The 23,331-nt window shown below is 63.4% G+C and carries 19 protein-coding genes; 6 read left to right on the forward strand and 13 right to left on the reverse strand.

Annotated features, from left to right (window positions below):
• Nucleotides 1–24: 24 nt before the first annotated feature.
• Nucleotides 25–933, reverse strand: coding sequence for a LysR family transcriptional regulator (locus QCE88_RS15775; protein ID WP_309903735.1), 909 nt, complete (start codon nucleotides 931–933; stop codon nucleotides 25–27).
• 160 nt (nucleotides 934–1,093) lie between these two features.
• On the opposite strand from QCE88_RS15775, the gene QCE88_RS15780 reads away from it, so the two are divergent.
• The 4 genes from QCE88_RS15780 to QCE88_RS15795 all read left to right on the forward strand — a co-directional run bounded on the left by QCE88_RS15780 (nucleotide 1,094) and on the right by QCE88_RS15795 (nucleotide 5,597).
• Nucleotides 1,094–2,419, forward strand: a complete 1,326-nt coding sequence (locus tag QCE88_RS15780; protein WP_309903737.1) for a cation:dicarboxylate symporter family transporter — start codon at nucleotides 1,094–1,096, stop codon at nucleotides 2,417–2,419.
• Between the two features lie 47 nt (nucleotides 2,420–2,466).
• Nucleotides 2,467–3,744, forward strand: coding sequence for an aminotransferase class V-fold PLP-dependent enzyme (locus QCE88_RS15785; RefSeq protein WP_309903739.1), 1,278 nt, complete (start codon nucleotides 2,467–2,469; stop codon nucleotides 3,742–3,744).
• A 261-nt stretch (nucleotides 3,745–4,005) separates the two neighbouring features.
• Nucleotides 4,006–5,067, forward strand: coding sequence for a catalase family peroxidase (locus QCE88_RS15790; RefSeq protein ID WP_309903741.1), 1,062 nt, complete (start codon nucleotides 4,006–4,008; stop codon nucleotides 5,065–5,067).
• Nucleotides 5,064–5,597 carry a cytochrome b gene (locus QCE88_RS15795; protein ID WP_309903743.1) on the forward strand — a complete coding sequence of 178 codons (534 nt, stop codon included), beginning with the start codon at nucleotides 5,064–5,066 and terminating at the stop codon, nucleotides 5,595–5,597. The genes QCE88_RS15790 and QCE88_RS15795 overlap by 4 nt, the downstream gene beginning before the upstream one ends.
• 10 nt (nucleotides 5,598–5,607) lie before the next feature.
• Here the strand turns inward: QCE88_RS15795 and QCE88_RS15800 are convergent, their stop codons facing one another.
• From QCE88_RS15800 to QCE88_RS15835, 8 genes are all read right to left on the reverse strand, one after another.
• Nucleotides 5,608–7,125 carry a PLP-dependent aminotransferase family protein gene (locus QCE88_RS15800; protein WP_309903744.1) on the reverse strand — a complete coding sequence of 506 codons (1,518 nt, stop codon included), beginning with the start codon at nucleotides 7,123–7,125 and terminating at the stop codon, nucleotides 5,608–5,610.
• A gap of 132 nt (nucleotides 7,126–7,257) precedes the next feature.
• Nucleotides 7,258–8,571 carry an MFS transporter gene (locus tag QCE88_RS15805; RefSeq protein WP_309903746.1) on the reverse strand — a complete coding sequence of 438 codons (1,314 nt, stop codon included), beginning with the start codon at nucleotides 8,569–8,571 and terminating at the stop codon, nucleotides 7,258–7,260.
• 39 nt (nucleotides 8,572–8,610) lie between these two features.
• Nucleotides 8,611–10,284 (reverse strand): choline dehydrogenase, encoded by a 1,674-nt coding sequence (locus QCE88_RS15810; protein WP_309903748.1) that lies wholly within the window; start codon nucleotides 10,282–10,284, stop codon nucleotides 8,611–8,613.
• A gap of 218 nt (nucleotides 10,285–10,502) precedes the next feature.
• On the reverse strand, nucleotides 10,503–11,333 hold the full coding sequence (locus tag QCE88_RS15815; RefSeq protein WP_309903750.1) for an IclR family transcriptional regulator: 831 nt from the start codon (nucleotides 11,331–11,333) through the stop codon (nucleotides 10,503–10,505).
• Between the two features lie 6 nt (nucleotides 11,334–11,339).
• Complete coding sequence (gene pta, locus QCE88_RS15820; protein WP_309903752.1) at nucleotides 11,340–12,353, reverse strand: phosphate acetyltransferase; 1,014 nt, start codon at nucleotides 12,351–12,353, stop codon at nucleotides 11,340–11,342.
• Between the two features lie 67 nt (nucleotides 12,354–12,420).
• Entirely contained in the window at nucleotides 12,421–14,256 is a 1,836-nt protein-coding gene (xsc, locus tag QCE88_RS15825; RefSeq protein ID WP_309903754.1) for a sulfoacetaldehyde acetyltransferase, read from the reverse strand.
• Between the two features lie 213 nt (nucleotides 14,257–14,469).
• Nucleotides 14,470–15,318, reverse strand: a complete 849-nt coding sequence (locus QCE88_RS15830; protein ID WP_309903756.1) for an IclR family transcriptional regulator — start codon at nucleotides 15,316–15,318, stop codon at nucleotides 14,470–14,472.
• Nucleotides 15,319–15,433: 115 nt separating this feature from the next.
• Complete coding sequence (locus tag QCE88_RS15835; protein WP_309903758.1) at nucleotides 15,434–16,186, reverse strand: IclR family transcriptional regulator; 753 nt, start codon at nucleotides 16,184–16,186, stop codon at nucleotides 15,434–15,436.
• Nucleotides 16,187–16,347: 161 nt separating this feature from the next.
• On the opposite strand from QCE88_RS15835, the gene QCE88_RS15840 reads away from it, so the two are divergent.
• On the forward strand, nucleotides 16,348–17,334 hold the full coding sequence (locus QCE88_RS15840; protein WP_309903760.1) for an AAA family ATPase: 987 nt from the start codon (nucleotides 16,348–16,350) through the stop codon (nucleotides 17,332–17,334).
• Complete coding sequence (locus tag QCE88_RS15845; RefSeq protein ID WP_309903762.1) at nucleotides 17,331–19,076, forward strand: cobaltochelatase CobT-related protein; 1,746 nt, start codon at nucleotides 17,331–17,333, stop codon at nucleotides 19,074–19,076. The genes QCE88_RS15840 and QCE88_RS15845 overlap by 4 nt, the downstream gene beginning before the upstream one ends.
• On the opposite strand, the gene QCE88_RS15850 is transcribed toward QCE88_RS15845, so the two are convergent.
• The 4 genes from QCE88_RS15850 to QCE88_RS15865 are packed head-to-tail and all read right to left on the reverse strand — an operon-like array spanning nucleotide 18,999 to nucleotide 23,246.
• Nucleotides 18,999–19,967: a GTP-binding protein gene (locus QCE88_RS15850; protein ID WP_309903764.1), complete on the reverse strand. Its 969-nt coding sequence runs from the start codon at nucleotides 19,965–19,967 to the stop codon at nucleotides 18,999–19,001. The two genes, QCE88_RS15845 and QCE88_RS15850, sit on opposite strands and share 78 nt — an antisense overlap.
• Entirely contained in the window at nucleotides 19,964–21,622 is a 1,659-nt protein-coding gene (locus tag QCE88_RS15855; protein WP_309903766.1) for an amidohydrolase, read from the reverse strand. Before QCE88_RS15855 ends, QCE88_RS15850 begins: the two co-directional genes overlap by 4 nt.
• Nucleotides 21,619–23,022, reverse strand: a complete 1,404-nt coding sequence (locus tag QCE88_RS15860) for a sodium:solute symporter family protein (RefSeq protein ID WP_309903769.1) — start codon at nucleotides 23,020–23,022, stop codon at nucleotides 21,619–21,621. The genes QCE88_RS15855 and QCE88_RS15860 overlap by 4 nt, the downstream gene beginning before the upstream one ends.
• Nucleotides 23,023–23,036: 14 nt before the next feature.
• Nucleotides 23,037–23,246 carry a DUF3311 domain-containing protein gene (locus tag QCE88_RS15865; protein ID WP_309833905.1) on the reverse strand — a complete coding sequence of 70 codons (210 nt, stop codon included), beginning with the start codon at nucleotides 23,244–23,246 and terminating at the stop codon, nucleotides 23,037–23,039.
• Nucleotides 23,247–23,331: the final 85 nt, after the last annotated feature.

Raw genomic sequence — 23,331 nt, forward strand, 5'->3', positions numbered from 1 at the left:
TGCGGATGGTCTGTCAATGTTCGGCTAGTCGGCGGAATCGAGCAGATTGGCGCGGAAATCGCACGAACGGGCGGCGAGGCGCGCGACGGCCGCGCTGAGCGAATGCGCCTGATCGGCACGGTGCATCGCGACGTAGCGGACCGGCGGCAGCGCCGGGCGCGTCTGCACGACCACCAGCGCGCGCCGGTCGAGCATACGCGAAAGACACGCCTTCGGCAGATAGCTGACGCCGAGTCCTGAAAGCGTCAGACCAATCTGCGCAATCAGACTGTTGCTCGCCAGGGTCTTCTGCGGCGCGACGCCCTGTTCCTGAAGAAAGCGGCTGTACACATAGCCCGTGCCGGACAGTCCGCCTTGCAGAATCAGCGGAAATTGTGCGATTTCAGTGAGCGGGATCGCGCGCTTGCGCGGCGCTAGAGCGGGCGCGCACATCCAGGCGTTGTCGACCTGACCGACCGGCGTGCTCGCATGGCTCTCGACCTCATGCGTGCGCGGCACGATGATGACGTCCATCGTGCCCGCCGCGAGCCGCTCGCGCAAGGTTGCGTTGAGATCCACCTCGGCTTCTACGCTGACCTTCGGATACTCGGCCTGGATCGCCGCAATCAGGCTCGGCAACCAGGTCAACGCGGTGAGTTCCGTCACGCCGATGCGGATCTGCCGCACGAGTGACGTTTTCGAGCTGATGCGCTCGACAATCTGGTCACGCCTTTCGAGCAGTTCCCGCGCGTATTCGAAGAACTCGGTGCCTTTCTCGGTAAGGCGCGCGCTTCGATTCGCGCGATCGAACACGGCGACGTCGAAGGCGCGTTCCAGCTCCTGCACGCGCTTCGACACCGCGGACTGCGTGGTGTTCAGGCGCACGGCCGCGGCCTCGAAGGAGCCGAGCTGAACGATCCAGTACAACGCTTCCATCTGTTTGAAGGTCAGCATCGGTGCGCTGCAAAATATGAATTAAAGCGATAGTTTCTCATAGAAAAAAATCGCTTTTTTCGTTTGTTTTGGCTGGATATGGTGGCGTGACTGAATACACGAAGAGCGTGCTCGAGTGAGCTTGCGCCCCCTACACACCGGTCCGTCCTCTGGAGAACGCATGGAATCCGCGATTGAAACACCATCCGCCGCACGCGAGGAACGCAAGCCGCGCATCGGGCTTGCCTGGCAAATCCTGATCGGGCTTGTCATCGGCATCGGCGTAGGTCTCGTGCTGAATCACTATCCGCAGGAACGGGACGCGGTGGTCGCGGGCTTTTTGCAACCGGCGGGCGACATCTTCATCCGGCTCATCAAGATGGTCGTCGTGCCGATCGTATTCACGAGCATGGTGATCGGCATCGCGGGCGTGGGCGACGGGCGCTCGCTCGGGCGCATCGGCCTCAAGACGCTGGTGTACTTCGAGGTGGTCACGACCATCGCCATCGTGCTCGGCCTGGTGCTCGGCAACCTGCTGCAACCGGGCACCGGCACCGACATGTCGCAACTCGGGCACACGGACATCTCGCATTTCGCGCAGGCCTCGCAGCAGACGCAGGGTCATCACGGCTTCATGGCGCTGCTGCTCAACATCATTCCCGACAACATCATCTCCGCGATGGGACGAGGCGATCTGCTGCCGGTGATCTTCTTCTCCGTGCTGTTCGGGCTTGGCCTGCAATCGGTGCCTTTGGAGTACAGGAAGCCGGTGCTCGCCACGTTCAAGGGCATCGGCGACGCGATGTTCAAGGTCACCGGCATGGTGATGTGCTATGCGCCCATCGGCGTGTGTGCGCTGATTGCGGTGACGGTCGCGAGCTTCGGCTTCGGCTCGTTGCTGCCGCTCGTGAAACTCGTCGCGGTGACGTATCTCGCCATCATCCTCTTTGCCGTGGGGGTGCTCGGCCTGACCGCGCGGCTCTTCGGCTTCCGGTTTTTCACGCTGCTGAGAGTGATCCGCGACGAACTGGTCATTGCATTCTCCACGTGCAGTTCGGCCACGGTGTTGCCGCAGTTGATGAAGAAGATGGAAGACTTCGGCGTGCCCAAGAGCATCACCACCTTCGTCGTGCCGACCGGCTATACCTTCAATCTCGATGGCGCGTCCATCTATCTCGGCATTGGCACGCTGTTCGTGGCGCAGCTTTATGGCGTGCATCTCGGCGTGCAGGAACAGATCGTCCTGGTGCTGACGATGGTCGTCACCTCCAAGGGCGCGGCGGGCGTGCCCGGCTTCATGTTCGTGATTCTGCTGACGACGCTGGCGAGCGCCGGATTGCCGCTCGAAGGCCTCGCGTTCATCGCCGGCGTCGATCGCATCATGGACATGGGACGCACCGCGCTGAACGTGGTGGGCAACGCGCTCGCGCCGCTGGTCATCGCGAAGTGGGAAGGGCAATACGACGCCGAGAAGGGTCGTGCCTATATCGCATCGCTCGACGCATGAAAGCGCACCGAAGCAATCTATCGAAGCAATATCGAGGAGCAAGTCAGATGAGCAGCAATCAGGGGCAATTGTTTTCCGATTCGGTCATGGCGCAAATCAAGGAGCGCTTTCATTTCGTCGATCGCGATATCGACGGGCGAGAGCGGCTGTTCTTCGATAACGCGGGCGGCTCGTTCCGTCTCAAGGCGGCGAGTGCAGCGTTCGCCAACATCGACGCCTTGCCCGACTGCCCCGAGCGCATCCACGAACGCGCGCTCTATTTGCAGGACATTCAGGACCGCGGCGAGGCGGACGTGCGTCACATGCTCAATGCACGCGGCGGCAGTGTCTACTTCTCGCTGACGGCGTCGGCGGCGATGTTCGAGATGGTGCGCGCGGTGATGGAGCACGTGCCCGGCGGCAACGCGGTGACGACGATCCTCGAACATCCGTCTTCGTTCGACGCGCTGAGCCTCTATTGCGAGCGCACCGGCCGGGCGCTGCGGGTGGCGCCCAGCAACCCTGAGACGGGCGGCGTGGATGCCGACGCGATCATCGCGCTGATCGACGAGGACACCACCTTGCTGAGCGTGATGTACGCGTCGAACATTTCAGGCGCGAAGCTGGATATCGCCGCTATTGTCGAGCGGGCACGGGCGAAGAAGCCGGATCTCTTCATCATCGTGGATGCGGTTCAACATGCGCCGCACGCGGTCATCGACTTGCAGAAGACGCCGGTGGACGGCATCAACTTCGCACCGTACAAGTTCTTCGGCTGCCGGGGCTCGGGGGTGTCGTGGCTCTCGCAGCGGCTTGCCGAACTGCCGCATCACCGGCTGCAGGCGAAGGAGAAGGGCGTGTGGGAACTGGGCAGTCCGGCGCCGGCGCAGTTCGCCGTGGTGAGCGCGATCCTGGACTACGTTGCGTGGGTGGGCGCGCAGTTCAGCGACGCGGAAGACCGGCGTGAACGCTTCGTGCAGGGCATGCAGCGGATCGAGAGTCATGAGCGCGCACTGCTCACGCTGATGCTGGATGGTGTGGGCACGCAGCGCGGCCTGCGTGCGATGAACGGCGTGCAGGTCTACTGGGATCACGATGATCTGGCGCAGCGCGATCTGATTGTCGGCATCGGCTTCGATGGGCTCGAACCCACGGCGGCGGTGCGTGAATACGAGCAGCGCGGCGTGATCGTGTATGAACGCATCGGCGCGAGTCTTTATTCAGGGCGCATGCTGCGATCGTTCAATCTGGAAGGCGCCGTGCGTATCTCGCCGCTGCATTGCCACTCGCCAGACGATATCGCACGCTTTCTGGCGGTGACCGAGGAAGTGGCGGCCATCCGCTGACTTCGGCCTGCTGCGAAGCGGTGAGTCCTATGCGGAGGTCGGGAGGTTCAAATTACCGAATTGCTCGCGCATTATTAGTAATAATTGCCGGTCCGGGTGTGAAGGGCGCTGTCGAATGGTGCCGCTCGATGAGCCCTTCTGCGAGCAACGTCTTATCGCCATGAACGGTGGGTATCTGAGAAATTAATGCGTCTCTGGCACGATCTGCCTGACGCTGCTAGATTACCCCTGCTGCCGAATCGTTGATCTCGTGAGACTTCGATGACCGATAAAGACGCATCCCCACGCTCCCCAGTGCCTTCGCTGATTCTCATCGCGGCCATCGTGGCCGTGCTGGTCGCGGCCTTCGCGTACACGGCGGGCTGGCTGTCGCCGAAGCGCCTCACGCCCGCGAAGATAGTCGGCAGTCTCGCGCCCCCCGGCGGCGCGGTGCCCGGCTTCAGGCGCAATCACGCGAAAGGCATCTGCTTCACCGGCGACTTCGAATCCAACGGCTCGGGCGCAACGCTCTCGAAAGCAAAGATGTTCGCGCCGGGCACCTACGCCGTTACCGGCCGCTTCAATCTCGCGACACCCGACCCGAAAGCCTCCGATGCAATGGCGCGTGTGCGCGGTCTTGGCCTGCGCATCGTCACGCCTGACGGCAGCGAGTGGCGTTCCGCGATGATCGATGCACCCGTGTTTCCGGTCGCCACGCCGCAAGCCTTCTACGCGCTGCAACTCGCACTCGCGAACAAGGACGATCCTCAATCGATGCAGAAGTTCTCCGCCGCGCATCCCGAGATCGCGGCGTTCGGCGCGTGGGCGGGCAGCGCGCCCTGGACGCCTTCGTATGCGGAGGAACGCTTCAACAGTCTCAACAGCTTCGTGTTCTCGAATGCGGATGGGCAGGATCAGGTCGTGCGCTGGTCCTTCATTCCAGCGGCCAAGGTCGAGAACATCAGCGGAGAACAACTCAAGGAGAAGGGCGCCAACTTCCTCGATGCCGAGATCACCCAGCGCGTGCAAAGCGCGCCGCAACGCTGGGCCTTGGTCGTGACCGTCGCGAACCCCGGCGATCCCACTGCGGACCCGAGCAAGGCCTGGCCCGAGGATCGCCATACGGTAGAAGTGGGCACGCTCGTCGTGAAGGCGATCGAACCCGAGCCCGACGGCGCGTGCCGCGATCTCAACTTCGATCCCACCGTGCTGCCTGCGGGCATGCGCGTGTCCGACGATCCGTTCCCCGCCGCGCGCTCGGCTGCGTACTCGGTGTCGTTCAACCGGCGCACCGCCGAGGACAAGGACTATCCGCACACGCCCGCCGAAGGAGCCCGGCAATGAACGCGATCAACGAGCGGTTCTCGCCGCTGCAACGCGCCTTGCACTGGGTCATGGCGATCTGCATTCTCGCGATGCTGTTCATCGGCGTCGGCATGGTGTCCACCGTGAAGCCCGAGTATCTGACGCTCGTGTCCATTCACAAGCCGCTCGGCATCACGATACTCATCCTCGCGCTGATCCGTCTGGTCGTGCGCATCACGCGCGGCGCGCCGCCCTTGCCCGCCGACATGCCCGCGCCGATGAAGCTCGCGGCCCAGCTCTCGCACTATGTGTTCTATGCGCTGATGATCGCGTTGCCGCTGCTGGGTTATGGCATGTTGTCGGCGGCGGATTATCCGGTCGTCGTGGCGGGCCTGCGCATTCCGTCGCTGCTGCCGCATAGCAATTCATTGCATACGCTGCTATGGAACGCGCATCGCTTTCTGGCCTTGTGCTTCTTTGCGTTGATCGTCGTGCATCTGGCGGCGGCGCTGTTCCATGCGCTCGTGCGGCGCGACGGTGTCTTCCACGCGATGGCGCCATGGAAGTGAGCCGCGCGCATCACGGCTTCTGCTGCTTGACCACTTCGGCCAGCGCGCGCACGCCGGGTTCGATCAGTTCCGCGCGGATCGCCGAGAAGCCCATGCGAAAGCAGCGCTGACCATCGGCGAGATCGGCGAAGAAGACGTTGCCCGGTTCGATCAACACGCCCAGCGCCAGCGCGTCTTTTGCGAGGCGCGTGGCATCGAGCCAGGGCGGACCTTCGACCCAGCACGACGCGCCGCCTGTCACCTTCGACGCGCGCAACTCGGGAAGATGCGTGGCGAGCGCACGCATCAGCACTTCGGCGCGTTCCTTGTAGACCGGCGCGAGCTTGCGCAGCAGGGTGTCGTGATGACCCAGCGCGAGGAACGTGGCGAACGCGCGTTGAATATAAGCGGCAGGATGCCGGATCATCAGCCGGCGCAGTGCGCGCAATTCACGGATCAAAGCGCGGGGCGCGACGATATAACCGAGACGCAAGCCGGGCGCAAAGGTCTTCGACAGCGAGCCGATGTACACCACGCGTTCCGCGGTATCGAGGCTCTTCAGCGCCGGATGTGGCGTGCCCGAGAAGGTGTTCTCGCTTTCGTAATCGTCTTCGATGATGATGAAGTCATGCCGCACCGAAAGATCCAGCAACGCACGCCGCCGTTCGATCGGCATGGTCACGGTGGTGGGGCATTGGTGGCTCGGCGTGACACACACGTAGTCGCATGACGCCATCAACTCTTCGTCGTCGATGACGGCGCCGTCGCCATCCACGGCCAGCGGCACGATCTGCGCGTTGCGGTGCTGGAAGATGTTGCGCGCGTCGGGATAGCCGGGGTCCTCCATGCCCACCTTGGTCTGCGGTCCGCACATCAGGTCGGCAATCAGATACAGCGCCTGCTGGCAGCCGTTGGTCACGACGATCTCATCCGGCATCGCGAACACGCCGCGCCTCGGCAGCACACGCGTGCGGATCTGCTCGACGAGCGTTTCATCGTCGCGCTCGATGAGATCCGGCGCCCAGTTGCGTATCTCCAGCACCGAGAGGCCATGCATGCAGCTCTCGCGCCAGTCGCTGGTGGGGAAGAGTTCGGTATCGAATTGCCCGTAAATGAAGGGATATTCGTAGCTTTGCCAGTTCGACGGCTTGACGATGTTGCGTTGATTGGAAGGCGCATGACGGATGCGCGCGCTCCAGTCGGGATGACCGTGCTGGGTTTGCACGGCGGGCGTCGCGCGCGTGCCCGTGGCGGTGAAGCCGCGTTGCAGTTCTTCCGTTGCGGGATTGACGAAGTGTCCGCTGCGTTCGCGCGAGACGAGATAGCCTTCCTCGATCAACTGCTGATAAGCGAGCACGACCGTATTGCGCGACACGTTCAGTTGATCCGCAAGCTCGCGGCTCGAAGGCAAGGCGCTGTCGGGTGCAATGTGTCCGCTCAGGATCGCATTGACGATCATCTGGCGGATCTGGTTTTGCAGGCTCATTCCCGAGACCCGTGAACGCTCGAAGAGCTGCGCCCAAAGCGTGGCGGTCGGGCGGGTGGGCATTGCCTGTCTCCTGCGAAGTCATTGTGATGCAGCGATCTTACGTGCGCCTTGCACGCTTGGCCAGCAGGTGAACAAAACCGCCGCGCGGGTGGACCGGCGCGGCGGCGTGCGAGATGCTTCGATACAGCGCGTTCAGGTCGCGGAGAATGCCAGCGAACGGCGCTGCCGCATGCCGACCCACGCGGCCGACAACGCGCTGACAATGCCGGCGGCGAGGCAATAGCACGCGATCATCCACGGGTCGCCGCCATTGCGTTGCAGGAGCCATGTCGCGATGATCGGGCTGATGCCGCTCGCGAAGATGCCCGAGAACTGATAGACGAAGGAGATGCCCGAGTAGCGCACGTTGGCGTCGAACAGTTCCGAGAAGAGCGCGGCTTCGGGACCGTAGATGGATGCATACACGACGCCCAGCGGGATCACCACGGCCAGCCACGCGATCATCACGTTGCCGCCGCTGTTCTTCATCAGCCAGAAGCCGAGGAACGCAGACAGGCCGGTGGCGAGCGAACCCCAGAAGTAGATGCGCGCGCGGCCTACGCGGTCCGAGAGCCGTCCGAACAGCGGTATCGTGAAGATCATCACGAAGGCGGCGACCATCACGCCGAGCAGGGCATCCGTGCGCTGAAGATGCAGCGTGCCGGTGAGATACGAGATCGAGAACACGCCGAACACGTTGAAGAACACACCGTCGATGAAACGCGCGCCCATGCCGGCAAGCGTGTTGCCGGGATACTTCGTGAGCACTTCGATGATGGGCATACGCGCTTCGCCGCCGGTCTTCTGGATGCGCGCAAACTCGGGCGTTTCCATCACGTTCAGGCGGATATACATGCCGATCAAAACGAGCGCGAACGACAGGAAGAACGCAAGACGCCAGCCCCACGCGAGGAACTGCGCATCGGTGAGCGTGAGCGAGAGGAGCGCGACCACACCGGATGAAATGCACAGCCCGAGCGCGAGACCGATCTGTGGAATGCTCGCATAGAAGCCGCGCTTGTTTTCAGGGGCATACTCGAAGGCCATCAGCACCGCGCCGCCCCATTCGCCGCCGAGCCCGATGCCTTGCAGCACGCGCAACAGCAGCAGCAACGTGGGCGCCCAGATGCCGATTTGCGCGTACGTGGGCACCATGCCGATCAGCACGGTCGCGACGCCCATGATCGTCAGCGTCATCACCAGCATGCTCTTTCTGCCGATGCGGTCGCCGAAGTGCCCGAAGATCACGCCGCCCAGCGGACGGCTCAGGAAGCCGACCGCGAAGGTGCCATAGGCGAGCATCGTGGAGATGAGCGGATCGCCGCTCGGGAAGTACAGCTTGTTGAAGACGATGCCGGCGACGACACCGTATAGAAAGAAGTCGTACCACTCGATCGTCGCGCCGATAAGACTGGCGACGACGACTTTCCTCATCTGCTTGCCATCGGTTCGGGGCAGTGCATTCATGGTTGTCTCCGTATGTCTGCGTGTGTTCGAGACTTGTGTTCAGTCTCTCTGTCCTGCATGGGCCATCGGCGTCTCGACGACGCCGCCGGGTGCTTCCTCCACGTGCGTGACGCGCTGATAACGCTGATCTTCGAGAATCATGTCGGCCGCTTTCTCCGCGATCATGATGACGGGCGCATTCGTGTTGCCCGATACCAGTTCCGGCATGATCGACGCATCCACCACGCGCAGCCGGCCGATGCCGCGCACCTTCAGGCGTTCGTCGACCACGGCCTGCGCATCGCTGCCCATCTTGCAGGTGCCTGCGGGGTGATAGATAGACTGGCTGAACTTGCGCGCGACTTCGAGCAGGTCGGCATCGGTCTGATAGGCGGCGCCAGGAATGAACTCCGACACGATGTGTTTGGCGAGCGCGGGCGCGGCCGCAATCCGGCGCGCCACCTTGATGCCGCCGATGACCACCGGATGATCGCGTTCGTCCGAGAGGTAGTTGGCATGAATGGCCGGATACTGCAGCGGATCGTTCGAACGAATCTCGACGCTGCCCCGGCTATGAGGCCGCAACTGACATACCGACGACGTGAACGCCGAGAACGGATGCGCGCCTTCGCCGGGTTTGTCGGCGGAGAGCGGCTGCATGTGGAATTGAATGTCGGGACGCGTGAGCTCGGGCGAGGTGCGCGTGAAGATCACGACCTGACTGGCGGCGAGCGTCAGCGGACCGGTGCGCGAGAACGCGTATTGCAGACCGATGAGCGCTTTCTTCAGCGGGTTGTTGACTTCGTCGTTGAGGGTGCGTTCACGGGTCTTGAAGACGAGCCGTACTTGCAGATGATCCTGCAGGTTCTGGCCGACACCCGGCAGCGCATGACGTACCTGTACGCCGGCGCGGTCCAGTACGTCGGCGGGACCGACGCCGGAGTTCTGCAGGATCTGCGGCGTACCGATGGCCCCGGCGGCGAGGATCACCTCGACGCGCGCGCGTACCGTCTTCACCGCGCCTTCATGAAGATATTCGATGCCGACCGCTTCACGATCTTTGAAGAGCACCTTGCGGGTTTGCGCCCGCGTCTGGACGATCAGGTTCTGCCGGTCGCGCACAGGCTTGAGAAAGCCTTTGGCCGTGCTCCAGCGCAAGCCTCTGTAGGCCGTCTGCTGGAAGTAGCCGACGCCTTCCTGTGTGGCGCCGTTGTAGTCGTCGTTGAACGGGATGCCGGTTTCTTGCGCGGCCGCGATGAAGTGATCGGCGATAGGACGGCGCAGGCGCAAGTCCGAGACCTTCAGCGGGCCGCCCACCCCGTGATACTCATTCACGCCGTGCTCCTGATCCTCTGATTTCCTGAAGTAGGGCAGGACGTCGCGATAGCTCCAGCCGGCGTTGCCGAGCTCCGCCCAGCGGTCGTAGTCCTCGCGCTGGCCGCGTACATACAGCAAGCCATTCAGCGAACTGCATCCGCCCAGCACCTTGCCGCGCGGCCAGTCGATGCTGCGCCCCGCAACGGCGTCGTCCGGCTCGGTGCGGTAGCACCAGTCCAGCTCGGGGTCGTGCATCGTCTTGAAGTAGCCGACGGGGATATGAATCCACGGGTTCGTATCGGGACCGCCGGCTTCGAGCAACAGCACGGTGTTGGACGGATCAGCGCTCAGGCGATTGGCGAGTACGCAGCCTGCCGAGCCCGCTCCGACGATGACGTAATCGACTTCCTGCTGCATGAGACTTGTCTCCTGGAGTCTTCTTCTGGAACAAAGCGTTTCGTTTCTGTACGTTCAATGTGGAAGAAGCAGCGGGCGATGCCAAGAGAAATGCGCGCGAGATCGCGAAAGTGAAACGGAAAGTGCCGAATCCGATTCAGAAACAAGAGGCTCTTCGGGTTGTCCCGGAGCCGTTTTTTATCGTTTTGAATTCCGAAAAAAAGCGATGATGCGGCGCATCAGAAAGTAGCGGACAGCTCGCTTGCGGCTTCCCGGAGACGCGGCACGAAAGTGAGTGCGCGCGACAGGCTCATGCGCGACACGGGACCATGCACCGCGATCGCAGCGATGCTCTTGCCACGCGAATCGAGGACCGGCACGGCCACGCAGGCGATGCCGAGCACGAATTCCTCGTTATCCACGGCAATGCCCTTGTGCGCGATGCGATCCAGCTCGGCTTCGAGCAGATTGGGTTCGTCGAGCGTGTTCGGCGTGAAGCGTTCCAGTCGCATCGCGCGGATGAGCGCGGCGCGTTCTTCGCGCGGCATCGTGGCAAGCAGCAGCTTGCCGCTCGCGCTGCAATGCGCGGGCACATGCGAGCCGGGCTTGAGTTCGAGCCGCAGCGCCCAGGTGGACTCGCAGCGGTCGAGATAGAGGACTTCGGTGTCGTGCAGCATGCTCAGGTTGCAGGTCTCGCCGAGATCGGCGACGAGACGTTGCAGGATCGCGTGGCGCTGGCGGCGCGCGCCGCTGTGCATCATCACATCGACGCCCAGTTGTTCGAGCCGCGGCCCGACCACATAGGCGTTCTTCTGACCCGGCTCGCGCGCGACGAAGCCGCCCGCTTCAAGCGATTGCAACATGCGGTGCAGCGAAGCCTTGGGCTGATCGAGTGCGCTCGCCAGGTCCGCGAGCGACAGCGCGCCGCGTGCGGCGACGAGATGTTCGAGCACGCTGAATGCGCGCAGCGTCGGCGTCTCGGCGCGTGCGTGTGGCGTGGTGTCGTTGAGCGCGGCGTTGTCCGTCGCTTCAGACAGGCCGGGCGTGGCGGTGTCGACTCGGGTATCCATGCGGCCTCACGTCGTCGGGTGCCGCGCGGCCTGTGCCTGCACGCAGGTCACGGCGATCACGTAGTAGATGTCGTCGGCGCTGCAGCCGCGCGAGAGGTCGTTGGCGGGCTTCGCAAGCCCTTGCAGCAGCGGACCGATGGCCTTCGCGCCGCCAATCCGTTCAGCCAGCTTGTAGCCGATGTTGCCCGCCTCGAGACTCGGGAAGATCAGCGTGTTCGCATGTCCCTCGACGCGCGAGTGATGCACCTTGCGCAGGGCGATCTCGGCGACGATGGCAGCGTCGAGCTGTACGTCGCCGTCGATGGCGAGGCCGGGGCGCGCTTCCTGCACGCGTCGCGTCGCCTCGATGACTTTGTCCACAGCCGCATGATGCGCGCTGCCGCTGGTGGAGAACGACAGCATGGCGACGCGCGGGTCTTCCATCAGCAGGCTGCGCGCGCTGTCGGCGGCGGCCATGGCGATCTCGGCGAGCTGCTCCGCGTCCGGCTGCACGACGAGCGCGCAATCCGAAAAGATCAGGCCGCCTTTCATCGTATGGAAGGGCTCGCACAGCATCATCAGGAAGAAGCTCGACACGAGCTTGAACGAAGGCCGCACGCCGATGATCTGTATGGCGTTGCGCACCACGTCGGCGGTCGTGTTGACCGCGCCGGACACGGAACCGTCGGCTTCGCCCAGCCGCACCATGAGGTTGGCGAAGCACAGCGGATCGAACACGGCGGCGCGCGCCGCATCGGCCGTCATGCCTTTCTTTTCGCGCAGGGCGAACAACGCTTCTGCAAAGCGCTGCGTCAGCGGCGATTCGCGTGGATCGATCAACTCGATGCCGTCGAGGTCGATGTTCGCTTCATCGGCGACCTGATGCGCGCGCGTTCTCGCACCGACCAGCACGATGCGCGCGATGCCTTCCCGATGCGCGCGCTGGGCGGCCTGCAGCACGCGCGGGTCCTCGGCTTCGGAGAGCACGATGCGCATCGGCAGGTTGCGAGCCTGATCGATGATGCGATGCATGGCTTTCATGGGGGCGCTCGGTGAGATGCAAAAGAAAAACGCCGCCCCGTGGGCGCGGGGCGGCGTGGCGAAGGACTTAGACGTAGTCCTTGTACTTGTCGAGCATGCGCACGGGCTTCGAGAGCGCATCGCGACGGAACGGGTCACCGAGTTCGCGCGTACACATGATCTCGATGATCGTCGTCTTGCCGTGATTCATCTGCAGGTCGATGGCCTTCTTCAGCGCCGGGCCCACGTCCTCCAGCTTGTCGACGACGATGCCTTCCGCGCCCATCGCCTTCGCGATCTCGGCGAAGCTCTGGTTGTCGAGTTCGCCCGCCACGAAGCGGCGGTTGTAGAAGTCGACCTGATTCTTCTTCTCCGCGCCCCACTGACGGTTATGGAACACCACGGCCGTCACCGGAATGTTATGGCGCACGCAGGTCATGGTTTCCATCAGGCTCATGCCCCATGCACCATCGCCCGCATACGACACAGCCGGACGATGCGGCGCCGCGACCTTCGCACCGATGATCGTGGGGAACGCATAGCCGCAGTTGCCCCAGCTCATCGCCGCGAAGAAGCTGCGCGGCTTGTTGAAGCGCAGATAGCTGTTGGCCACCGAGTTGATGTTGCCGATGTCGGTCGAGACCATCACGTCATCCGGCATGGCCTTCTCGAGCTCGCGCAGCACCTGGCGCGGATGCAGGAACTGACCGCCGCTGAACGGCTTCTCGCCTTTCTGTTCCTCGATCATGTCGAGGCTGTAGGCATCGCGTTCATGGGTCCAGTCGTCGAGCTCCTTCTCCCAGGCGGCCTTTTCATCGGCGATGGTCTTCGCGCGGGCTTCCTTCGTCGCGTCCGAAGCGAGCTTGCGATCCGCGAGTCGCTGCGTGAGTGCAATGGCGCTGGCCTTCGCATCGCCACAGATGCCGACGGAAATCTTCTTCACGAGACCGAGCATCTTGTGGTCGGCATCGATCTGGATGACCTTTGCTTCCTTCGGCCAGTAGTCGAGACCGTGCTGCGGCAGCGTGCCGAACGGTCCCAGGCGCGAGCCCAGCGCGATCACGACATCGGCCTGGCTCAGCAGCTTCATTGCGGCCTTGGAACCTTGATAACCGAGCGGGCCGCACCACAGCGGATGCTTCGCCGGGAACGAGTCGTTGTGCAGGTAGCTGTTCACCACCGGTGCGCCGAGACGTTCCGCGAGCGCCTTGCATTCCTCGATAGCGTCGGACATCACCACGCCGCCCCCCGAAATGATGACCGGGAATTTGGCATCGGCCAGCAGGTCCGCCGCTTCGTTGAGGCTCTGGTCGCCGCCGGGGCCGCGATCGAGGCGCTGCGGCTTCGGGATCTCGACCTTCACTTCGCCATAGAAGTAGTCACGCGGAATGTTGAGCTGGGTCGGTCCCATCTCGGACATCGCGCGATCGAAGCAGCGCGCGGTGTATTCGGCCATGCGCGCCGGATGCGTCACGTGGCCCTGATACTTGGTGAATTCCTGGAACATCGGCAGTTGCTTGGCTTCCTGGAAGCCGCCGAGACCGATACCCATCGTTCCGGCTTCCGGCGTGACGATCACAACCGGGCTATGCGCCCAGTAGGCCGCCGCGATGGCCGTCACGCAGTTGCTGATGCCCGGCCCGTTCTGGCCGATCACGACGCCGTGACGGCCCGACACGCGCGAATAGCCGTCGGCCATGTGACCCGCGCCCTGCTCGTGCACAACCGGAATCAGGCGAATGCCAGCCGGCGCGAAGATGTCCATCGCGTCCATGAAGGCCGATCCCATGATGCCGAACATTTCCGTCACGCCATTGGCGGCGAGCGTTTCGACAAAGGCTTCCGAAGGGGTCATCGCCTGCGGGCCGCTCGGGGTCGCGGCAGGGGTGGTCTTGGAAGGACGGGCTTGGTCGTGCTCGCTCATGAGATGTCTCCGAATGAAAAACGGAACGTTTGGTTCCGGAATGTGTATCGTGAAGACATCGTAGAACTGGCCGATCCCAGCGTCAACCAGTTTTTAAAATAAATGGAATGATTCGTCTCTAAAAAAATCTGAACGAGTTGCGACGAAAAAGTGTCTTCAGCGCCATGCGCCTTGTGCGGCGGGTCTCGAGGAGAACGAAAACGCGGGGATCGACTATCGCGCAGCCTGGCGCTGCCGCGCCATGAGCGTCAGACCTTCCGACGTATCGATCAGCGTCGCGAGCTTCTCGGCCGTCTCGCGAAGTTGCGGCACGGCTTTCAGCAGATCGTCGAGATTGGCGCGCGCGGTCGGCGCATGAGCGGCGAGGCACGCCAGCACGCGCCCCGTGGCAGCGTCCGTGATGGGTACCGCCACGGCCACCATGCCGAGCACGAACTCCTCGTTGTCGATACCGAGGCGGCGCGCGGCCAGCCGGTCGAGTTCGGCCTCGAGCAGCGCCGGGTCCGTGAGCGTGCGATGGGTCCTGCGTGTCAGCGTGAGGCGGCCGAGTATCTGGCGGCGCTCGGCGAGCGGCATGTGCGACAGGAACAGCTTGCCGCTGGCGGTGCAGTGCAGCGGCACGCGCATGCCGGCCTGCATGTGCAGGCGCAGTGGCTCGGGCGTTTCGACGCGCTCGATGTAGAGCACGGTATCCCCGTCCAGCGCAGTGAGGTTGCAACTCTCGCCGATCACATCGACGAGCGAGCGCAGCAGTGAACGGCACGCACGCGTGAACGAATTGTTGGCGAGCGTGGCCAGTGCGAGCTGGGCGGCGCGCGGGCCGAGCGCGATGCCGCGGTCGGTGCCGCGCGAATCAGGCATGTGGGTGACATAGCCCTGCGACTCCAGCGCCTCGACGAGACGCAGCAGGGTTGCCTTGGGGATCCGCACGCGGGCGGCAAGCTGGGACAGCGTGTACGGCTGGCCAGCGGAAGCGAGTTGTTCGAGCACCGCGAGCGGACGAAGCGTCCGTGCTTCGTCGCCGGCGAGGTCGGAGGGATCGAGATGAGTGACGTCGCGCATGAACCGGAATCGGAACGAATGGTTTCGGATTACGGGTACTTTACGCCGGATCTTGCGTCACGCGCTACATTTTTCGGAACGTACGGTTGCGTTTTTATTCGGAACTTCATAGAAGTTAAAACGTCTTTTTCAGATCCTCGGCGGCTTCTTTCAGGCGCGGCAGCATCTCCAGCACGCGCGACAGCGGCGAGCGCGACACCGGCGCATGAACCGCGATAGCCGCAATACACGACCCATACGTGTCGACGATCGGTGCCGCCGCGCACACGATGCCCTGCACGAACTCCTCGTTGTCTATGGCGACGCCCTTCCTCGCGGTGCGGTCGAGTTCCGCTTCGAGCATCTCGGTATCCGTGATGGTGTTGGCCGTGAAGCGGTCGAGTTTCATCGCGCGCACCAGCGCGTTGCGCTCCTCGCGCGGCAGCATCGCGAGAAGCAGCTTGCCGCTGGCGCTGCACCACACCGGCACGTGCGATCCCGGCCGGAGATCCAGCCGCAGCGGCCAGGGCGCCTCGACGCGGTCCAGATACAGCACCTCGTTCTCGTGCAGCATCGTGAGATTGCAGGTTTCGCCGAGATCGGCAACGAGCCGCGTGAGAATGGCGTGGCGCAGCCGCCGCGCGCCCGCGTGCGTCATCACGCTGAGACCCAGTTGCGCCAGACGCGGGCCCACGACATAGGCATTCCGGTCGCCCGGCTCGCGGATCACGAGACCGCCGGCCTCGAGCGAAGCCAGCATGCGGTGCAGCGAAGGCTTGGGCATGCCTATGTCCTCTGCCATGTCCGTGAGCGACACGGGATTGCCCGCCTGCACGAGATATTCGAGCAGCGCGAAGGCGCGCAGCGTGGGCGTGTCGGGCTTGTCCATCGGCGTTTTCCGTTTGATTTCGTTCGACATTATTGTAATTGGGGCCTCTGTCCCGCCGCCATCGGCCAAATGGCTATAAATAAACGAAATGATTTGTTCCGAAAAACAATTGAAGCTATGATGGTCGCTCGAAAACGGCGGCAAGCACGGAGGCAGGCACCATGATGCGCGATACGTGGATGGAAGAACCGGATCAGCGCGTGCCGGTGCGCACGCTGTTCGGCATCGATTCGGACCTGCTGGTGCCCGCTTTCAGCGCCCGTGATCCGCACGTTCCGGAAATCGATCACGCGTACCGGTTCAATCCCGAGGTCACGCTTGCGATTCTCGCGGGGTTCGCGTTCAACCGGCGCGTGATGGTGCAGGGTCTGCACGGCACGGGCAAGTCGACCCATATCGAACAAGTCGCGGCACGTCTCAACTGGCCGTGCATGCGCGTCAATCTCGACGGTCACGTGAGCCGGCTCGACCTGGTCGGCAAGGATGCGATCGTGGTCCGCGACGACGTGCAGATCACCGAGTTTCAGGAAGGCATCGTGCCGTGGGCGTTGCAGCGGCCTGTGGCGCTGGTCTTCGACGAATACGATGCGGGCCGTCCCGACGTGATGTTCGTGATCCAGCGGATTCTGGAGCGCGAAGGCAGCTTCACGCTGCTCGATCAGAATCGCGTGATTCAGCCGCATCCTTTTTTTCGTCTGTTCGCGACGACCAATACTGTGGGTCTCGGAAACCTGAACGGGATGTACCACGGCACCCAGATGCTCAACCACGCGCAGATCGACCGCTGGAACGTGGTCGCAACACTCGACTATCTGTCGCGTGATGAAGAAACGCGCATCGTGCTGGCGCGCGTGCCGCAACTCGATAACGACCGGGGCCACGCGCTCGTCGCGTCGATGGTGAGCATGGCGGGTCTGACGCGGCGCGGCTTCCAGGCCGGCGACCTGTCCACGCTGATGTCGCCGCGCACCGTCATCAACTGGGCGGAGAACTGCGAGCTGTTTCACGACGTGAAGCTCGCGTTGCGTCTCACTTTCCTGAACAAATGCGACGAAGCGGAACGGCCGGTTGTCGCGGAATATTTTCAGCGCGCGTTCGGCGAGGAACTGGAAACGCCGTCGCAGTGGCACGACGAGCGCAGCAAATGAACGCGGTGCGAAACGACGCGCGCGAACTCACGCGGCGTGACGCGCTGTGCGCGGCGACCGTGCGTGCGCTGACCGGCGACGGCACGCTGCACTATCGCGGCGGACGTCTGTTCAGGCATCTGCGGCCGGTAGCGCTGCACGCGCCGCATCTGCGTGCTGATGCCAGGGAAGCGGACGATCTCGATTCCACACGCGGCGCGGCGGACGCCTCTGCGCTGCGCATCGTGTATTCGGATGCGGAGCTGCATGACCGCCTCGCACCGGAAGAACCCGTCGCGCGCATGGTCTTCGACCTGCTCGAACAACTGCGCTGCGAAGCGCGCGTGCCGGACGGCATGACGGGCGTGCGTCGCAACGTGCGGCATCGTTTCGAAACGTGGTCGCTGGCGTGCTACGAAGGCGGCTTGCTGGACAGCGATATCGGTCTGTTGATCTATACGGTCGCGCAAATCGCCGAGTCGCGACTGTCGGGCTGCGCGGTGCTCGAACAGACCGAAGGGCTGATCGAGGTGACGCGTGGTGCCCTCGCGCCTTTGCTTGGCGTCGCATTGGCGGGACTGCGCCGTGACTGCGCCGATCAGCGTGCCTATGCGATCCATGCGCTTGCCATTGCGAACCGCATCGGCGAGATGGTGCGCGACGTGCGTCATGCGTTCGTCGAGAATCATGCTTCGGCCGATGAAACCGAAGAAGAAGCGGCGCGCACGATGCTCGGCACCTGGTTCGACATCGACGACGAAGAAGGCGAGGCGGAACGGCTCGCGCTTGCCGCAAGCGGCGCGAGCAGCGCGCGCGATGCGTCGGGCGACGGCTATCGCATCTTCACGACGCGTTACGACAAGACCATCCGGCCCGCCGCGCTGATCCGCGCCGCGTTGCTGCGCGAATACCGCGAGCGTCTCGACGACCTGATCGCTGCACGCCACATCAACGTGGCACGTCTTGCGCGCATGTTGCAGGCGTCCATTGCCGTGCCGCATCGCGACGGCTGGTCGTTCGGCGAGGAAGAAGGACGCATCGACGGCAGGCGTCTGGCGCAAGTGATTGCTTCACCCGATGAACGCCGCGTGTTCAGGCGCGAACGTGACACGCCCACGGCGAATTGCGCAGTGAGCTTCCTGATCGACTGCTCGGGCTCGATGAAGGCGAGTATCGAACCGGTCGCGGTGATGATCGACGTGCTCGTGCGTGCGCTCGGCATGGCGGGCGTCACGACCGAAGTGCTGGGCTTCACGACAGGCGCATGGAACGGCGGACGCGCGAAGCTCGACTGGCTGGCGCAAGGACGTCCACGCACGCCGGGACGGCTCAACGAAGCGTGCCACATGATCTTCAAGGAAGGCGATGCGGGATGGCGTGCCGCGCGCGGTGACATCGCCGCGCTGTTCAAGGCGGATCTGTTTCGCGAAGGCATCGACGGCGAAGCGGTGGACTGGGCGTGCGGGCGCTTGCTCGCGCGTAACGAGCCACGGCGCATCCTGGTCGTCGTATCCGATGGCAGCCCGATGGACAGTGCGACCGCGCAAGCCAACGACGCTCATTACCTCGACCAGCACCTGCGCGAAGTGGTCGAGCGTCATGAGGCGTTGCAAGGCGTGGAGGTGCTGGGCCTCGGTGTCGGACTCGATCTGAGCCCGTACTATCGGCACAGTTTCGGCGTGGATCTATCCGTGGCGCCCGACATGACGCTCTTCGCGAAGCTGGCAGGCTGGCTCGGTGCGCGACGCAGGCGCAGCAGCTAACGCGCGCTGGACGTCTTCGTCCTCGATCATGCCGATGAAGACGATCTCCGTATGCGCAATGTCGCGGCATGGCGTGGCATGCCAGCGCGGGCCGACGACATGAAGCTCGATGCAAGAGCCATCGACGAGGCGGGCGAAGCCCTTGGCGCGCAGTAGCCTGTCGGAAAAGGACATACACGCGGACTTCAGTGCGCGCTTGTCGAAGCGCTCATCTGAACGGAGCGTCACGCTCCGCAGGCCAGTGGGGAGTACATGCAGCGGCGCGATGGACCTCGAAAATCCACGCGGCGCCGATGCCGCCGTATCGCTGAAAAACAGCGCGCCAGGTACCTTGCCCTGATCGCCCTCAAACACAATGCGCGTGTGCGCCATCTCCAGCACCCGCGCTCGCGCATGCTGCGCGCTAACGTCATCGAGCAGGTCGGTCCTGGTCAGCACGATGGCCGTCGCCGTCGCGATCTGCTGCCGCGCCATCTCGCCCACATACGCATTGACCAGCGTCTCATCGATGCGCTGCGCATCCACCGCCACCACGATGCCTTGCAGACGAAACGCGCGATCCAGCATGCCGACCTGCGCGATGCGCAACGGGTCCGACACGCCGCTCGCTTCGATCACGAGCAGATCGGGCCGTGTCTCGCGCGCGCTGATCTCGATCAAGGTCTCCATCAGCTTGCCGCCGATCGAACAGCATACGCAGCCGTTCTCCAGTCCGATGACGTCGTCGCTGCGCTCGCGGATCAATGCGGCGTCGATGTTGATCGCGCCGAAGTCGTTGACGAGCACCGTGATGCGCCGGCCTTCGGTATTGGTCAGCAGCGCGTTGATCATCGTGGTCTTGCCCGCGCCGAGATAGCCGCCGATGACGGCCAGCGGAATGGGCGGCTTCATGCCGGCGCCTCGAACACGCGGCCGCCGAGAATCGTGCCCCACACGCGCAACTGACCGAGCCGTTCAGCGGGCACCTCGTGCGGATCTTCTTCGAGCACCGCGAAGTCCGCGAACTTGCCCACCTCGATACTGCCGACCACGTCGTCCATGCCGATGGTATGCGCCGCGCCAAGCGTGATCGCGCGCAATGCATCAGGCACGCTCAGCCGTTCCGCTTCGCCCAGCACGCGCCCCGACGCCGTCTTGCGCTGCACCGCGCACCATGCGGTGAACAGCGGGTTGAGCTGCGTGATCGGCGCATCCGAATGCATGCCGAAGGTGATGCCAAGTGATTGCGCCGTGGCGGCCGCGTTCATGCGGTTCGCGCGATCGGCGCCCATGGTCTGGGCGTAATGCGCGTCGCCCCAATAGTAGAGATGGTTCGAGAAAAAATTCACGCACATGCCGAGACGCGCGGCGCGTGCAAGCTGCCGCGCATCGGCCATCTGGCAATGCTGCAACGTGTGCCGGTGATCCAAGCGCGGATGCCGCGCCAGAATGGTTTCGATGGCATCGAGCACGAGCTCGGTGGCCTCGTCGCCGTTCGTGTGGATATGCAGTTGCAGGCCGGCGAGATGGTAGGGCAGGAAGGTCTCGACGAACTGCTCGGGCGGAATCAGCCACAGGCCGTTGGCATGGCCGTTCACATAGCCCGGCCAGCGCAGGCGCGCGGTATAGCCTTGTATCGAACCATCGACGATGAATTTCACCGGACCGAAACGCAGCTTGTCCTCGTTGAGTTTCATCGCTTCGAGCACGCGGTCAGGGCCGCCTTCGGGATTGCGTTGCGGACCGAACGCGGGCACCAGACGGATCGGGAAGCGCGCATCGTGCGTCACTTCAACGAGATTGCGCATGCCCGTATCGGAGAGGTCGTTGAGCAGGTCGGTGGCCGTCGTCACCCCCGCGAGCTGGGCGACCTTGCCGAAGGCGCGGATCGCCTCAGGATTGTCGCTGGCCGAGATCGAAAGCTTTGGCCCGATCACGCGATACACCGGGAACATCGCCGCAAACTCCTGCAGTTCGCCGGTCGGGCGGCCGTCCTTGTCCTTCACGATGCCGTCGACATCCGTGTCTTCGTCGATGCCCGCGAGTTCGAGCATCGGCGAATTTACGTTCATCAGGTGCACGCTCGCATGCAGGACAGCGACGGGCCGCGTGGCCGATACCCGGTCGAGCTGCGTCACCGTCAGCCGCTCGCTGCCGAAGAAGATCGGATCGAAGCCCCAGGCGAGCAGCGGCGCGTCCGTCCTGTCGAGCGCGCGTTCCGCTTCCTGCAAGCGCGCGATCACCGCATCGAGCGATTGCAGGCCCGGCCAGCGCGTGCCGTCGGGACCGCGCCGCTCGTAGTAGCCGACATAGACCGCGCTCCACATCGCGCCTTCCATCAGGTGCGAATGGCCTTCGACGAGACCCGGCATGAGCACCTTGTCGGCGAAGGTCGTGTCGGGCTCGGCGTCGGTCCACTGGCGGATCTCGTCGAGGGTGCCGACCGAGAGAATCCTGCCCTCGCGGATTGCAACGTGCGTCGCAACCGGCTGGCGCGGATTCATGGTCAGGATCTTGCGGGCGGCGAACACCTTCACCGCGTGGGTATCGATTGAGTTCTGGGTCATGAGTCGTTCGAGTGGATCAGATCAGCATGTACGTGTTTGCGGCCCGCGCTCGGATTCGCGAGGAACACGACCAGCACGTTGACGGCCAGGCAGATGAGGCCGAGATTCAGGCCCGCGATATCGACTTGCAGCACATACAGGACGACCGCGAGCACCTGTCCCACGAGCATGCCTGACGCGATCGCGCGCGCGCCGACTCGCAGGCCGAAGATGATCGCGATCACGCCGGGAAAGAACTGCGTGACGCCGTAGTAGGTCATGTTGATGAGGGTGAGCATCAGGTTCGGCGTGGCAAGCGTCATGCCGATGGACAGCAGCAGATACAGGCCAATCACCACCTTGGCGCTCGCCTTCTGGCGCGTCTCGGGCATGCTGGGCAGCAGGTTGCGCGTGACCACCGGGCCGATGGCGAGACAGATGCCCGCGAGCACGAGCAGCCCCGACAATGAAGCCCCCGCCGCGACCAGCCCCACGAGCCATGACGGCAGCAGATGCACGACTGCGGTGAAGAACGCTTCGTTCGGCGAGCCGAGCGGCACGTTCTGCGCAATCGCGTAGTACGACGCGATCACGAGAAACGGATACATCAGCATGTACAGCGGCATGACCACTTGCGAGCGACGAATGGTGTTGCTGCTCTTCGCGGTGAAGAAGTTCTGAATCGCGAAGGGCATCACGTAGAAGCCGAGCGACTGGAACAGCATGGTGCTCATCGAGAAGGTCAGCTGATGCGCGTTCATTGCATTCGACACATGCTGGCTGGCCGCCCTGAACACGGGTTCGACGCCGGCTTCCCAGGCCACGGCCAGACCCGTAATGACGATGGCAGCCACCATCAGCAGGTCTTTCAGGATCGCAATGTAAGCCGACGCCCGCACGCCCGCGATGGCGATATACGTGAACGCGAGCAGCGCCGAGATCATGATGAGGAAGACCGGATTCAGGTTCCATCCCAGCCCTTTCAGCGCCGCGACGAGACCCGTGAATTGCAGCTGTCCCCAGGGCAGCAGGAAGATCAGCGATGAAACGGCGACGATCAGTTCGAGCGCGCGGCTGCTGAAATGGCCTTTGAAGAGATCGGGCAGGGTAATGGCGTTGTGACGCTGGCCCGCTTCCCAGATCTTCGGGCCGATGAAATAGCCGATCGGGTACGCGAGCAGGATGTAGCCCAGGAACCAGACGCCATACGTCGGTCCCTTGGCGTAGATGCCGCCCGGGAAGCCGACCATCGTGCCGATGCTGTAGATCTCGCCCGCAGCGAGAAAGAACACCAGCCAGGCGCCGAATTGCCGCGACGCGACGAAGAAGTCATGCACGCTTTGCGAGCCGCGTCCCTTGCCTGCACGCAGGGCGAGCCAGATCGACAGTGCGATGAAACCGAGAAATACGGTGGAAGCCATGTCGGTTCTCTCCTTTATGCGCCGTGCGCTTCGCGCCGTTCCGTTTTTTTGTCGAACAGGACCCAGCAGAGTTGCAGGCAGACCGAAGTCGCTACAAACCAGCCGAAAATCCATGCATAAATAAACGGAATGCCGAACACATAAATATCGTTCGATGCTGCCCATGGCAGCATGCCGATCACGCCGACGAACGGCAAAACGAGTCCGATCAAGACTTTGAGCATGGTCCACTCCGTATGATCATTGGCCCGCGCAGGACGTGCAGCGCGCGGAAGAGAAAGGAATTCGGTGCAGTATGACCAGACAAAA

Source organism: Caballeronia sp. LZ035 (assembly GCF_031451175.1).
GTDB lineage: Bacteria > Pseudomonadota > Gammaproteobacteria > Burkholderiales > Burkholderiaceae > Caballeronia.